The organism is Bradyrhizobium sp. Ec3.3 (genome assembly GCF_000472925.1).
Classification (GTDB): Bacteria; Pseudomonadota; Alphaproteobacteria; order Rhizobiales; family Xanthobacteraceae; genus Bradyrhizobium.
The window spans coordinates 153,781-168,135 of sequence record NZ_AXAS01000012.1 but is presented as its reverse complement, the minus strand read 5'-3'; the positions used below and the strand labels follow the sequence as shown (position 1 = coordinate 168,135).

Sequence of the window (14,355 nt, the reverse complement as noted above, 5' to 3'; positions counted from 1 at the left end):
ATCCCTCAAGCGCCGCTTGGGGCGCAAGCCGACATATCGAAACTACCCGATCTTGGGCATCTCTAGTTTGGGGCAAACCGAGCCCGACCAAGAAGGATCGACAGGACTGCATGAAACACGACGGCGGGCCAAAGAAGCACCCCCACAAACTCGCCCGCGAGAGCGACGTAACCCAAATACAGCGTTACGATTGAGCTATACGCGAGCATCCCGACGAGTGGCGTGGCTGGCCAGCAAGCTATTCCTAGAGCAATCAGGGCGATGCCGGTGACCCGCGCTATCGGTACTGCAACCCCGGCAAGTTGTTGACCGAGCAACATCTGGCCCACCAGAGACGGAGCAAGTAGCAATGCCAATCCTGTGGCAGCCTCGGCGACAGCAGCGAAAACCAGGATCTTTTTCATCGCGCCATTGCATTAATCGCGCTTGCGATAAGTTGCTAATTCTTACCCTGCGTTTGCGGCTCCGGTTCAAGCTTGAACGTCAGCTTGTTGATCTTGCCGGTGAACTTGAACGGAGGATCGTAGCGATACTCGATCAGTGCCAATCCGGTCCGCGTGTCCTGGCCGATGTCGAAGCTTTCATCCTCGGGGAAGGTGATCGGGGTGGTGTGCTCCATCGAATTCCGGGCCACTTCCTTGCCATCGACAGATAGCACGCCGGTACCGCCCTTGCCCAAACCTGGCTCAGCGGATTTGAAATCGAACACGATGGTGTGTTTGCCAGCGGTCAATTCAGGCCCCTCCCACATCGTGCGCTTGAGATCGAGCAGGTTGTACAAGAACACCACCCTGCCGCGATCAAATCCGAACTCGCCTTTGCTCAGGAAAAGGCCGTAGCCGCCGAAGCGTCCGCCCTGCGTGACGATCATACCCTCCGCGCCACCCTCGGGGATGTCGACTTCGGCAGTGATGGTGTAGCTCTTGTCTAGGATGTTGGGCGCTGCGCTGGCCGGCGTGCCGATCAGTTCGCCCGAATAGGTAAAGACCGTGCGTCCTGCCGTGAGGCTCGGACGAGGCGTGTTCCAGCGAGTAAGCGTTGTGTTGTCGAGCGGCAGCACGTTGTACTTCTTCGCCTCGGCGTAGAAGGCATCCTGCATCTGCTTGAGCTTGTCCGGCATCTTGGTAGCAAGGTCATTAGACTGCGTCGGATCCTCCTGGACGTTGTAGAGCTCCCAATTGTATCCGGTGATCACGTTCGGTGGCGTCTTGGTGCTCAGCTCCCACGGGAGCGTCGCAGGCGTCGTGGTGGCCACCCATCCGTCCTGATAGATGGCGCGATTGCCGAGCATCTCGAAATATTGCGTGGTGTGCCGGGTGGGTGCGGCGGCGTTCGCATTGTCCCACGCGTACGCCATGCTCACGCCTTCAATCGGAATCTGCTTGATCCCGTTGAGGGTGTCGGGTTGCGGAATGCCGGTCGCCTCGAGGATGGTCGGCACGACGTCAATGACGTGATGGAACTGGCGGCGGATCCCGCCCAAATCCGTGATGTGGCCGGGCCAGGACATGACCACGCCCTGAGCCGTCCCGCCGAAGTGTGATGCCACCTGCTTCACCCACTTGAAGGGCGTGTCCATCGCCCAGGCCCATTCAGCCGCGTAATGCGGGAACGTCCGCTCCGATCCCCAGAACGGATACCAGAGGAACTGATCCTTCACCGGAACGGCAATGCCGTTGAAAGTCGTGAATTCATTCGGCGTTCCGTTGAGCATGCCCTCGGCACTCGCGCCGTTGTCGCCGCCGATGTAGATAATCAAGGTGTTGTCGAGTTCACCGAGGTCTTCGACGGCCTGGACGACCCGTCCGATCTCATGGTCGGCGTAGGCGAGATAGGCTCCATAGACGTCCGCTTGCTTGATGAAGAGCTTCTTCTCGTCCCAGCTCAGGGAGTCCCATTCAGGCAAATCTTTCGGCCAGGGGGTCAGCTTGGCATTCTCGGGCATGATCCCCAGCCGCTTCTGATTGGCAAAGATTTTCTCGCGGACCTTATTCCAGCCCTCGTCGAAGAGATGCATGTCGCTGATCTTCTTCACCCACTCAGCAGTCGGGTGATGAGGCGCATGGGTCGCGCCCGGCACGTAGTAGACGAACCAGGGCTTGCCCGGAGCAATCTCCTTGAGTTGCTTAATGTGCTGGATCGCCTCGTCGGCCATCGCCGTCTCCAGGTTCCACCCGGGATTGTTGAGGAAGGGGTAGATGGCCGTCGTATTGCGGAACAGGTTCGGCTGCCACTGGCTCGCATCGCCACCGACAAAACCGTAGAAATAGTCGAAGCCCATACCATTCGGCCATTGATCGAACGGCCCTGCCTGGCTCGCCTGATAGAAGGGTGTGTTGTGGTCCTTGCCGAACCACGAGGTCGCATACCCGTTCGCCTTCAAGATGGTGCCGATCGTGCCTTTCTCGATCGGAATGATCGAGTCGTAACCTGGGAAACCTGTTGCGATTTCGCCAACGACGCCGAAGCCCACCGAGTGATGGTTGCGTCCCGTGATAATCGCGGCCCGCGTCGGCGAGCAAAGCGACGTCGAGTGGAAGTTGGTGTAGCGCAGTCCGGCCTGCGCGATGCGATCCATGGTTGGAGTGGGTATGACACCGCCAAAGGTGCCGGGTGCCCCAAAGCCCTGGTCATCGGTCATGATCAGCAGCACGTTGGGCGCACCCTTGGGAGGCACGACGCGCGGCGGCCACCAAGGCTTCGACTCCGAGGCACTCTCCTTGATCACCCCGCCGAATTTCGGGTCGGGCGGCGGGAGCTGGTTGCCGTCTATCGTGGTGGTGGCACTGGGCGATCCTGGAACGCCGGTGACCTGCTGAGCTGATGTTGAGACGCAACCGAGGGCGAAAAAAGTTGCTGCGACCGCAAGTACGCTGCGATGGATGCTCATGTCCAGCACTCCATTGCGGTAAGGCCTGCCAGAGCGTGTCATCGCCAGGATGACACCATTTGACCTAAATCAACGCGCCAGCTTTTAGTTGGTCCGGTTCCAATGTCCGAGATGGGGTCAAAATGCGACGAACTCAGTGTGAGCAAATCTGGTCCGCTGTAACCCACTGACCGGACCTCGACGCGGCGTGCGGACACGTTGCCGATGGGCCACTTCCGGACTCATGCTCCGCAAACAAGAACTTACCCGATGATGGCCATTGAACGGTCCCAGTCAGGAACCGCAGCGGTCGTGGTTAAGCGGTTCAAATGGGGAGGCTGCTTCCCACCCTAAGCTCCCCTGCGATCCTGGTTACCAATCACGCAGCGCCATGCCGCCAGGCGCTCTGCCGGATGCTGGTTCATCCACTCGGCGAGCTGTGGCGCCCCCATCAGGCAGGACTGCATCGAGATGTCGGCGAAGTCCGAGGTGGTGACGATCTGCTCGTGGCAATCTGTCGGAGAAGAGAGACTGCAGAGCACGGCGATGACCTTGATCACGACAGGGGACCCCCGTCGCTGCGATGGGCTTTGGTGCCGCTGACCGTATGACTTATCGATGCCTTGTCATGCTGCTCCCTGACCGGATCAGCCGCCGGGAAGATGCTGTCATATATCGCAAGGGCTTCTCGAACTAAGCGGGCTTGCTCGCGCTCAGACTTTGAGACAAATCGAATAATCTCTCCCATATTGAATGCTCCTGCTACTATCTGAGGGACCATTCCCTTTATGGCGAAGAATAGGCGCGGCCTTGCTATTCAATCTGTGATGCGTCTCACCATGCGCAGCGTGCTTTGAAAGACTTCGAGGAGCAAACTTCAATTTACTAAACGAGCCTACTGATCGCGAACGCAGCAACGAGAAACACTCCGATAATCAATGCTGGCATGACGTGATCTTCCTCCCCTCTCATGTGAACAACGTCTGGCTCAAAGCACGCCAGTTCCTCCACTGCTCGTGTTGATATCGGAGGGCGGTTTCTCAATCTGTGACAGAAATCACGAGCGTCCCAGCAGTGGGTCGTAGGCGTCTAATGGCCGACTACAGCCAGTCGCGACCACCAAAGCATGCTGAAATCTTCATTGCTCTTGCCGCCTGTTCTAAACTGGCCCGCACAATCACGCGATGAAACGGTGCTATCGTCGTAAGATAGATACGCCCCAGTCGGTTATGGCAATGCACCACGGTACCCGCGACCAGCTCGCGCCCATTTGCTGCATCGGCGCGAAGTTGGATGGTGACGCGGAAGTCGAGATGCCAGTCATCCGCGCCCACTACCAACTCCGTCGCGCTCTTTGACAGCACCGGGAAGAAGCCGATAACCGGCCCACGCGCCGCTGCGGCAAGACCGACGGCGCGCGACGATTTGACGGCGACTGTCGCCATCACCACATCGCGAACACGAGTGAGCGCACGAATCCACCACGCCTGTCGCTCGAGCGCGGCGCGTGCCAGCACCTCTAGATCATCGCTGGCCCCCGCCGGCAGTGGAATTGCAAAGGCGTCCAAAAGGTCCGCGCCCGCGTAAAGCGGCGCAAGCACGCTGTTGCTGGGCATGGGCACGGCGCGCGCTTTGGTCATGCGATTAGGTACCGGATGCTGGGAGGGGCGTCGCGCCGTTGGCGTTGCGGACGATCTTGCCGCCGTAGTCCTTTTTTATATCCACGTGCTCTGCATCGCAACAATCCTGCGGCGCACATGTCTCAGTTGGGTCACTCGCGACTGAGCCGGGCAGTTCTCGCTACCAATCGATGTTCGCTTCGGTCCCCGCCCGCATTTGTGCAGAAGCAGCAAATGACGCGAGGGGCCAGAAGCTGACGCTGCAGCGATTGCGACAACTGCGTATCCTCCATATGCTGCCACGCTCCAAACTGCTTCTGCGAGGAGGTCGACGTGATCCGTAAGCACCTGACCGGATTGTTTGGCTCGCTCCTGCTATTTATGGCCTTGGGGGCCCCGGCGTCGGGTCTCGATCTTGGGCGGCGGGCCTTGCTAGGCATTACGGCCTCGCCGTTGCGGGCAGGCGTCGACTCGATTGGGCCCGGCGTGCTGGCCGAGCGCGTGATCGCCGGCTCGCCAGCCGCCCAAGCCGGCGTCGTCTCGGGCGATGTTGTGGTGTCCGTGGACGGTAAACCGCTCGGCGCAGTTGACGACTTCTTGCGAGCGGTCGGAGTGCACCGCGCCGGCGACACCGTTCCTGTGGAGCTGCGCCGCGCCGGCCAACCTCTCACACTTGCCATCAAGCTCGACGGCGTACCGTTCGAGACCGCTCCCGGCATTGATTTCACCTACGACGCCGTGGCGACACCGACCGGACTCCGGCGCACCATCATGACCTCGCCGCAAGCGCCTGCTGTCGGCCGGCGACCGGCTGTGCTGCTGATCGGCGGCATCGGCACTTACAGCGTCGACTATTCCTTCGATCCAGATCACGATGTCGCCGAGCCATACCGGCGCCTGCTCGCTGCCCTCACTCGCCGCGGCTTCGTCACCCTGCGAGTTGAGAAGAGCGGCGTCGGCGACAGCGAGGGTCCTCCGGCCAAGGAGGTCGATCTGGATGGCGAGCTCGTCGGTTACATCGCCGGCCTGAAGATGCTCAAAGCACGGGCCGACGTCGACCCCGAGCGGGTCTTTATCCTCGGCCACAGCATTGGGAGCGTAGAAGCCCCAATGGCCGCAGCACGCGAGCCGGTGAGAGGCATCGTCGTCATGCAAGGCGTGGGTACCACATGGTTCGAGTACGAACTCGTCAACGTGCGCCGGCAGCTCGAACTCGAGGGGATTGCCCCGGCGGAGGTGGCCAAACGTATGGCGCTCAAGGAATGGGCGATGCATCGCCTGCTGATCGATGGTCAGCCACGCGCAGCGCTGCTCGCTGAACGGCCCGCCGCTGCCGCGATGATCAAGTATCCGGCTTCAGACGCCTACTTGCGCAACGTCGCCGCCCTGAACCTGCCGGCGTTGTGGGCCCCGCTCGACCTACCCGTGTTGGTGGTTTACGGGAATGCGGATTTCATCACCAGCGAGGCTGACAGCCGAGCGATCCTAGAGGACGTCAACCGCGCGCACCCCGGTCGCGGAGAGCTCCGGATTATCGACCACATGGATCACTACCTGACTGACGCTGCCGACCAAGCGACGAGCTTCAAGGCTCCGCGGGCGTGGGATCTAACGCCAGCTCGACATCCGGCTTACCAGGCAGCGGTCGAACCGGTCGTCGGTGATTGGCTGGTGGCCCAAGCAGGCCGAAGCGGTTGAGAAATAGCGAGGTCCGCTTCGGGTCTCGGCTGTGTGAAAACGCAACGGCGCTCAAACTTTGGAGAAAAGCATTCCTTCTTACACCGCTTCCGAGACCACGATGACGATACTGAGCTCTAGTGCTGCGTGATCTGAGAAGTAGATTCTCCACCGTTCGCCAAAGTTCGCGTTTTCACACAGCCAGGGTGGTAAAGCAGACACGCGGCACCGAACCCGGCATGTCGCCTTGTTACCACCCACAAGAGACATCGCCCAGTAGCTGGCCGCTCCAAAAACCTTGCTGGAGGCCGTCCCTGCTGCTTTCCGATGTGTTAAGCTGCGTTGAGCGGGTTGTTGGTCGCCCCGGCCGGGGAGTTTGGCATGAAGCGACGCGACTTTATCACGGTGCTCGCTGGCGCTGCGATCTGGCCGCGCGCGGCGGAGGCTCAGAAGAAAATTCCGCGGGTCGCGTTCTTGACGACTGGCTCGCTTGAAATGCCCGAAACACGCGCGGGACTCAACGCCTTCTATCAAGGGTTACGCGAACACGGCTATATCGATGGTCAAAACATCATCGTGGAGGTCCGGGCGGCCAACTCAAAGGTTGAGCGGTATCCAGCCTTGGCGAGCGAACTTGTCGGTCTCAACATCGATCTAATCGTCGCAACGAACTCGCTTTCCGCCCGTGCTGTGCAACGAGTGACCACCACCATCCCGATTGTTGTGCCTGTGATGGGTGATCCTGTCGGAGACGGGCTTGTGGCCAGTCTCGCGCGACCCGGAGGGAACATCACCGGCTTGACGTTCCTCGGCCCGCAGCTTGTCCCAAAGCGCTTGGCCTTGCTCAAGGAAGCGCTCCCCGCGATTTCGCAGATAGCGATCTTGTGGCATCCCGGGGCATATGGCGAGCGCACGATGACCGACATGATGAAGGAAGCAGAGGAGGCGGCACGGACCCTCGGAGTACAGCTGCGACGTGTCGCTGTGCACGGCCCCGACGAGTTTCCTCGGGCATTTTCCTCAATTGCCGGAGAGCACGCCGAGGCTCTTCTCGTGTTTCCGAGTCCGATGCTCTACACCGAACGAAGACGCGTTGTTGATCTCGCAACAGAGCATCGGCTCCCCATAATGGCTATGGGTAAAGAGTTTGTGCAACTCGGGGGACTGATGTCTTATGGAGCAGACATCAATGATTTCAACCGGCGCTGCGCTACCTACGTGGACAAAATCCTTAAGGGTGCCAAGCCAGCCGACCTGCCCGTCGAACAGCCCACCAAGTTTGATCTGTTCATAAACCTCAAGACTGCAAAGGCGCTTGGCCTCGAAATTCCTGCCTCATTGCTCGCCCGCGCCGACGAGGTGATTGAATAGGTTGAGGTCGCCCATTGGCCCATCAGCAACGTGTCCGCACGCCTCGTCGAGGTCCGGTCAGTGGGTTACAGCGGACCAGATTTGCTCACACTGAGTTCTTCGCATTTTGACCACCGAAAGCGGACATCACGGATTTATGGGTACACGCTAGCTACGGTAGTAGCGCCACATCCTCAGGAACGTGCGATGGATCATGTCGGGAGGCTGGTCGAAGGGCTCGACATTGATTCGGACCGTGTTGGTATGGCTCATCCGCCAGGGCAGGCGCATCAGCCAGCGCCAGGACGGCTGCTTGCGCCAGTCGGCGACCAGCGCGCTTGTGAGCGGCGCGTTGAGCACGATTTGCAGCTCGTGCACGGTCATCGCGCGTTCGGCGATCTCGACGAGATCGATGCGCTCGATGGCGCGCCACCGGATCAGGCCGAAGGCCTGGATGAAGATGCCGTATTGATTGGCGCCGATGGTGGGACGGCCGGTCTCGAGCAGCGGAATGTTGTAGTAGGTGAAGCCGGCTGCAAGGGCTGCGAGCAGGAGCCAGTAGAGCGCGCCGGTGAGGAGGGCGGCGGTGCAGAAGATCGCAGCCAGCGCCGCCGTCACGTAGACGGGGAAATAGGTGTCGTCGCGGCCATAGGCGACCGAGTAGCCACCAACGTTTCCTTCGTCCATGGTTGCGCTCATGGACGCCAAGGCTACGACCAACGGCCGCAAATAAAAACGGCCGCAAATAAAAACGGGGCCCGCAAGGGACCCCGCCGAAGTCGTTCAGCGTTCCGCGATCTTACTTGATCTTGGCTTCCTTGAATTCGACGTGCTTGCGCGCGACCGGGTCGTACTTCTTCTTGACCAGCTTCTCGGTCATGGTGCGCGAATTCTTCTTGGCGACGTAGTAGAAGCCGGTGTCAGCCGAGGACACGAGCTTGACCTTGATGGTGACCGCTTTGGCCATGTTCAGAAACCTCGAATGGAATGGGATTTGAGGAGCCGGCCAAACGGCCCGCGTTGGCCGGCAACCTAGCCACAAACCGCCCAAAGTCAAGGTTTTGCGGCCAGAAACTCGCTCAAATCGGCCCGATTAACCCTCGAAGAACCGGTTTTTCGGCCGCGGCAGCCCCAGATTCTCCCTCAAAGTGGCCCCTTCGTACTCTTTCCGGAAAATCCCGCGCCGTTGCAGTTCCGGAACGACCTTGTCGACGAAATCGTCGAGGCCCGCCGGCAGGAACGGGAACATGATGTTGAATCCGTCAGAGCTGCGACTGAGGAGCCATTCCTCCATCTGGTCGGCGATGGTTTTCGCCGTGCCGACGAAGGACAGCCCGCCATAGCCGCCGACGCGCTGGGCGAGCTGGCGCACCGTGAGCTTGTCGCGCGCCGCGAGATCGACCATCCGCTGCCGGCCGCTCTTGCTGGCGTTGGTCTCGGGGATCGGCGGCAGCGGCCCGTCCGGGTCGAAGCCGCTCGCGTCCGTGCCTAGGATGACCGAGAGCGAGGCGATGGCGCTGTCGTAATGCACGCGGCTGTCGAGCAGGGCGCGCTTCTCCTTGGCTTCATCGACGCTATCGCCGACCACCACGAAAGCGCCCGGCAAGATCTTCAGATGCTCGGGATCGCGGCCGATCTTCTCCATGCGGCCCTTGATGTCGGCATAGAGCTTCTGCCCGTCGGCAAGGCTGCCGCCGCCGGTGAACACGGCTTCCGCGGTCTCCGCCGCGAGCTGCTTGCCGTCCTCGGACGCTCCGGCCTGCACGATCACCGGCCAGCCCTGGACGGGGCGGGCGATGTTCAGGGGACCACGTACCTTCAGATATTTGCCTTGGTGGTCGAGCACGTGCATCTTTGACGGCTCGAAGAACAGACCCTGTTCGACGTCGCGCACGAAGGCGTCGTCGGCGAAGGAATCCCAGAGGCCGGTGACGACATCATAGAATTCGCGGGCGCGCTTGTAGCGCTCGGCGTGCTCCATGTGATCGTCGAGACCGAAATTCAGCGCCGCGTCCGGATTCGAGGTGGTGACGATGTTCCAGCCCGCGCGGCCGCCGCTGAGATGGTCGAGCGAGGCAAAACGACGCGCGACATGATAGGGCTCATCAAAGGTGGTCGAGCCCGTCGCGATCAGGCCGATGCGCTCGGTCACGGCGGCGAGCGCTGACAGAAGCGTGAACGGCTCGAACGACGTCACGGTGTGGCTACGCTTCAAGGCATTGATCGGCATGTTCAGCACGGCGAGGTGATCGGCCATGAAGAAAGCGTCGAACTTGCCCGCCTCGAGCTTCCTGATCAGCTGCTTGATGTGGCCGAAATTGAAATTGGCGTCGGGCCAGGCGCCGGGATAGCGCCAGGCGCCGGTGTGGATTGAGATCGGGCGCATGAACGCGCCGAGCTTGAGTTGCCGCTGTGCCATCGCCCGTGTCCATGCTGGGTGTCGCTCGACATGACATAGGTGCGGCGCCCGCATGTGCCATCAGCCACGCGCAGAACAATTTTTTGTTTTTCGCTCCATACTCAGCATGGCCGTCATTCCGGGGCGCGCCCCTTGGCGCGAGCCCGGAATCCATACTCCCGATCGTGGTTATGGATTCCGGGCTCGCCGCTATGCGGCGCCCCGGAATGACGAGGGTGGAGAGCCATTGCCCTCGAACCTGTCAGCCGTCGCGGCCGACAAAGTCTTGTTTCCGCGAGACGAGAACCAATGCCTATGGCCGGCGCAACCATATTGGACGGCACAATCCGCATCGATCGGCCGATGCCCTGGATTGGCCGGCTGCTGTCGCTGCCACTGCTTGCGGCGAGTGGCTACCTGCTGTGGAACGTCGCCCTTGGGCTGCGACAGGACCTGTTCGGCTTCGGACGGCTGGCGGATGACTGGGTGCCTGTGCTGGTCTTTACGGGTCTCGGCGTTGCGGTCGGCATTCCCGGCCTCATCCTGCTGACATACCGCTATTTCATCATTCTGAACGATAAGCTGCGCCAGGTCATCATCACCAGGCAGTTTGGTCCGCTGAATTTCCGCTCATTGCGCAATCTGGCCGACTATAACCTGATCAGCATCACCGATGACTGCGATGCGGAGCTGACGATGTACGACGTCAATCTCTGCGGCAACAGGGACACCACGCCGATCACGCTGTCGAGCTTCACGTCGCGCGACGAGGCGAACAAGCTTGCGAACGAGCTCGGCCGAGCCCTCAAGCTCCCCGCGCGCGACTACGTCGGCACCGAGCCAGATGATACGGATCTCAGAGATCCGCAAGAATAGGTCAGCTCAAGATATCCTTCTGCATCTTGCCGCCGTAGAAATGGAAGAACGGCACCGGCGCGTCATGGCGGAGCGGGCCGGTGGCGAGCCGCCTGTCCAGCTCGTTGAGCACGTTCCGCGTCATCGGATGCAGGTCGGCGAGCGGCTGTGGGCCGAGCTCGACCCAGACCAGCTCGACCAGCTCGGCATCGGCATGCACGACGCCCTCGACGCGATGGGTGATGGCGGAGGCATCCGCGGTGAAGAAGCGCGTGTCGAAACGCTTGACGCGACCGGGCGGTGTGATCGCGCGCGCGATCAGGAACAGGCCGGAGGGATCAGGCAACAGTCCCGCATCCGCAAACGGCTTCCAGGGGCCGGCAAGCTTCGGCGCCTTGCCCTCGTGCTGACGCCCGAGGCAGAGACCGGTTTCCTCGCAGGCCTCGCGGATCGCGGCGATCGCAAGCGATTTTGCACGCGAGGCTTCCGTCTTCGGGCTGCCCTTGAACAGATTGGCCTGAAGCTCAGGCGTGATCGGCGCCGCGCAGGGCACGCGATAATCGTCCTTGTCGACGCGGCCGCCGGGGAAGACGAACTTGCCCGGCATGAACACCACCTTGTCGTGGCGCTTGCCGACCAGCACTTTTGGAACAGAGCCGCTGCGATCAACCAGGATCAGGGTGGCAGCATCCTTCGGTCGAAAATAAGGATGGTGGTCGGCTTCCTTTTCTTCGTGGACTTTTTCCGGTGCCGCTTGCGCCACGTCCGTCATCTCCAACCCCAAATTCTCTTCTTCATTGTTGTTTAGACCGGCGGAATACCATCCGGCGGATTGTCGTCAAAGCCGTGCATGCGCAGGGCCCATTGCAGGCCGACCACGGCGCCCTTGACCGGTTGCAGCAACGCGAGCGATGCGACGAAGGTGAAGGGCAGATAGGCGGCAAAGCTGATCCAGGCCGGCGTGGTGTAGTTGGTCTCGATCCAGAGGATCGTCGGCACCACGATGTGGCCGACGATGACGATCACGAGATAGGCGGGCAGGTCGTCGGCGCGATGCGGCGTGAAGTCGAGCCCGCAGGCCGAGCAGTTGTCGGCAGTTTTCAGGAACGCGCGGAACAGCTTGCCCTGGCCACAACGCGGGCAGCGACCGCGAAAGCCGCGCTTCATCGCATCCCAGACGTCGCGCTTCTCGACGAGGCCGGTCTCGCGCGTCCAGATCTTTGGCGCCGTGCTCATCGCTTCCATGCCTTGTTCTTTCCCTTGCCTTTCGCGCCCTTGCCCTTCTTTCCCTTGCCGGACGTCTTCTGCTTCTCCGGCTTGCGCTTCTTCTCCGGACTGCGTCCGGGTTGCGCCTTCGCCGATTTGCGCTGCGGACGAAAGTCCCTGCGGCCGCGCGGCGCACTCTCGCCCGCCGACAACAGCTCGAAGCGCAACGCGCCGGCAATGGGAGCAGCTTCTACCAGACGGACGTCGACGACATCACCCAGCTGGTGCATGGCACCGCTGCGCGAGCCGACGAGGGCGTGGCGGCCCTCGTCATAGTTGAAATATTCCGTGCCGAGGGATCGGATCGGGATCAAACCGTCAGCGCCGGTGTCGTCGAGCTTGACGAACAGGCCGGCGCGCGTGACGCCGGACACGCGCCCCTGGAACGTCGCGCCGATGCGATCGGCGAGATGATGCGCAATGAGCCGGTCGACGGTCTCGCGCTCGGCCTTCATCGCGCGCCTTTCGGTGACCGAAATATGCGCGGCGACTTCGCTTAAGGTTTCCGGCGTCTCGCTGTCGGGCAGCGCGCCTTCGCCAAGGCCCAGCGCGCGAACCAGCGCGCGATGCACCACGAGGTCCGCGTAGCGGCGGATCGGCGAAGTGAAATGCGCGTAGCGGCGCAGGTTGAGGCCGAAGTGCCCATAATTTTCGGCTGAGTACTCGGCTTGCGCCTGTGCGCGCAGCACCACCTCGCTGACCAGCGGGTAGTAGTCGTGACCTTCGAGCTGGGCCAGCACGCGGTTGAACAGGGTCGGGCGCAGCGGGCCGCTCTTGGCAAAGGGAACGTCGAGCGTCTCCAGAAACTCCTGAAGCGCGTGGACCTTTTCCAGCGTCGGCTCGTCGTGCACGCGATAGATCAGCGGCAGCGACTTCTTCTCCAGCATCTCTGCTGCCGCGACGTTGGCGAGGATCATGAACTCCTCGATCAGCCGGTGCGCGTCCAACCTTTCAGGCACGACAACGCGATCGACCGTGCCGTCGCTCTTCAACAGGATCTTGCGCTCGGGCAAATCCAGATTGAGCGGATCGCGCTCGTCGCGGGCGCGCCTGACGCAGGCGTAGGCGGCATAGAGCGGTTTGAGGATCGGATCGAGCAGGGGGCCGGTGGTGTCATCCGGCCGGCCGTCGATCGCGGCCTGCGCCTGCGCATAGTGCAGCTTTGCCGCCGAACGCATCAGGATGCGATGGAACGAGTGCGAGCGCTTGCGGCCGTCGGGGCCGATCACCATCCGCACGGCGAGGGCGCCGCGCGGCTCGCCCGGTACCAGCGAGCACAGATTGTTGGAGATCCGCTCCGGCAGCATCGGCACGACGCGGTCCGGGAAATAGACCGAGTTGCCGCGGTCGATCGCATCGCGGTCGAGCGCAGTGCTGGGGCGGACGTAGAAGCTCACATCCGCGATCGCGACATTGACGATGAAGCCGCCCTTGTTGTTGGGATCGGGATCGGCCTCCGCGTGCACCGCGTCGTCATGATCCTTGGCGTCAGGCGGATCGATGGTGACGAGCGGGACGTCGCGCCAGTCCTCGCGGCCCTTCAGGTTTGCCGGCTCCGCCGCTTCCGCCTCGCGCTCCGCGGCGGGAGAGAATTGCAGGGGGATATCGTGGGCGTAGATCGCGATCAGGCTGATCGCCTTCTCGGACTTGACCGAGCCGAGCTTCTCTTTCACCCGGCCCGAGGCCAGGCCAAAGCCGCGCGAGCGCACGATGTCGACGCTGACGAGGTCGCCATCCTCTGCGCCTTGCGTCTCGGTCTTCGCAATGTTGAGTTCACGGTCGGCGAACTTCTTGTCGACCGGCACGAGCCGTCCGCCGCCCTCGGGCAGGCTGCGGAAGACGCCGAGAATGCGGCTCTTGGCCTTGTCGATGACCTTGATGATGCGGCCCCGCCAGGCGGGACCTTCGGTCTCGTCGGAGCGCTCGATGCGAAGCAAGGCGCGGTCGCCGACGCCGGCCGCGGCGCCCGGCTTCGGCCGGCGCGGCATCTCGATGAGGATCTTCGGCGGTTCGCCGCGCTCGACCTCGTCCCATTCGGCGGGGGAGGCGATCAGCTCGCCATCGCTGTCGCGGCCGGTGATGTCGGCGAGCAGCGTCGGCGGCAGGCTGTCCGGCTCGGAAACCTTGTGGCGTTTTTTCTTGATGATTCCGTCGTCGGCGAGATCGCGCAGCATGCGCTTGAGCTCGACGCGATCGGCGTTCTTCAGGCCGAACTCTCGCGCTATTTCGCGAGTGCCGACCTTTCCTGGATTTGCCTTGATGAAGGCGACGATGGCGTTCCGATCAGGAAAGCCATGGTCATTCTTACGTTTCACTTAACC

The 14,355-nt window shown here is 61.8% G+C and carries 14 protein-coding genes; 3 read left to right on the top strand and 11 right to left on the bottom strand.

The annotated features are described in order from the left end of the window. Nucleotides 1-62: 62 nt before the first annotated feature. The 5 genes from YUU_RS0114315 to YUU_RS0114295 form a co-directional block, all read right to left on the bottom strand. Nucleotides 63-404 carry a hypothetical protein gene (locus tag YUU_RS0114315; protein ID WP_027522993.1) on the bottom strand — a complete coding sequence of 114 codons (342 nt, stop codon included), beginning with the start codon at nt 402-404 and terminating at the stop codon, nt 63-65. Between the two features lie 35 nt (nt 405-439). Next, complete coding sequence (locus YUU_RS0114310; RefSeq protein WP_027522992.1) at nt 440-2,890, bottom strand: arylsulfatase; 2,451 nt, start codon at nt 2,888-2,890, stop codon at nt 440-442. 329 nt (nt 2,891-3,219) lie between these two features. Then, nucleotides 3,220-3,429 (bottom strand): hypothetical protein, encoded by a 210-nt coding sequence (locus YUU_RS0114305; protein WP_027522991.1) that lies wholly within the window; start codon nt 3,427-3,429, stop codon nt 3,220-3,222. Next, nucleotides 3,426-3,617 (bottom strand): hypothetical protein, encoded by a 192-nt coding sequence (locus tag YUU_RS61190; RefSeq protein ID WP_084801440.1) that lies wholly within the window; start codon nt 3,615-3,617, stop codon nt 3,426-3,428. Before YUU_RS61190 ends, YUU_RS0114305 begins: the two co-directional genes overlap by 4 nt. Before the next feature lie 352 nt (nt 3,618-3,969). Beyond that, nucleotides 3,970-4,509 carry a DUF2867 domain-containing protein gene (locus tag YUU_RS0114295; protein ID WP_027522990.1) on the bottom strand — a complete coding sequence of 180 codons (540 nt, stop codon included), beginning with the start codon at nt 4,507-4,509 and terminating at the stop codon, nt 3,970-3,972. Nucleotides 4,510-4,821: 312 nt separating this feature from the next. On the opposite strand from YUU_RS0114295, the gene YUU_RS0114290 reads away from it, so the two are divergent. Continuing rightward, nucleotides 4,822-6,186 (top strand): PDZ domain-containing protein, encoded by a 1,365-nt coding sequence (locus YUU_RS0114290; protein WP_156944284.1) that lies wholly within the window; start codon nt 4,822-4,824, stop codon nt 6,184-6,186. Between the two features lie 360 nt (nt 6,187-6,546). Further along, a complete protein-coding gene (locus tag YUU_RS0114285) occupies nt 6,547-7,536 on the top strand; it encodes an ABC transporter substrate-binding protein (RefSeq protein ID WP_027522988.1) in 990 nt (329 codons plus the stop codon). 147 nt (nt 7,537-7,683) lie between these two features. Here YUU_RS0114285 and YUU_RS0114280 read toward each other — a convergent pair whose 3' ends face one another. From YUU_RS0114280 to YUU_RS0114270, 3 genes are all read right to left on the bottom strand, one after another. After that, entirely contained in the window at nt 7,684-8,202 is a 519-nt protein-coding gene (locus tag YUU_RS0114280; RefSeq protein ID WP_245288014.1) for a hypothetical protein, read from the bottom strand. A 112-nt stretch (nt 8,203-8,314) separates the two neighbouring features. Beyond that, complete coding sequence (rpmG, locus tag YUU_RS0114275; protein ID WP_027522986.1) at nt 8,315-8,482, bottom strand: 50S ribosomal protein L33; 168 nt, start codon at nt 8,480-8,482, stop codon at nt 8,315-8,317. Between the two features lie 126 nt (nt 8,483-8,608). Beyond that, nucleotides 8,609-9,934: an LLM class flavin-dependent oxidoreductase gene (locus YUU_RS0114270; protein WP_027522985.1), complete on the bottom strand. Its 1,326-nt coding sequence runs from the start codon at nt 9,932-9,934 to the stop codon at nt 8,609-8,611. Nucleotides 9,935-10,228: 294 nt separating this feature from the next. Here YUU_RS0114270 and YUU_RS0114265 point away from each other — a divergent pair, with 294 nt between their 5' ends. After that, nucleotides 10,229-10,789 carry a hypothetical protein gene (locus tag YUU_RS0114265; protein WP_027522984.1) on the top strand — a complete coding sequence of 187 codons (561 nt, stop codon included), beginning with the start codon at nt 10,229-10,231 and terminating at the stop codon, nt 10,787-10,789. A 1-nt stretch (nt 10,790) separates the two neighbouring features. On the opposite strand, the gene YUU_RS0114260 is transcribed toward YUU_RS0114265, so the two are convergent. From YUU_RS0114260 to rnr, 3 genes are read right to left on the bottom strand one after another with little or no spacing between them, the layout of a single operon-like run. Next, nucleotides 10,791-11,540, bottom strand: coding sequence for an NUDIX hydrolase (locus YUU_RS0114260; protein ID WP_027522983.1), 750 nt, complete (start codon nt 11,538-11,540; stop codon nt 10,791-10,793). Between the two features lie 32 nt (nt 11,541-11,572). Continuing rightward, complete coding sequence (locus YUU_RS0114255) at nt 11,573-12,013, bottom strand: DUF983 domain-containing protein (protein ID WP_027522982.1); 441 nt, start codon at nt 12,011-12,013, stop codon at nt 11,573-11,575. Continuing rightward, entirely contained in the window at nt 12,001-14,349 is a 2,349-nt protein-coding gene (gene rnr, locus YUU_RS0114250) for a ribonuclease R (protein ID WP_027522981.1), read from the bottom strand. The genes YUU_RS0114255 and rnr overlap by 13 nt, the downstream gene beginning before the upstream one ends. Nucleotides 14,350-14,355: the final 6 nt, after the last annotated feature.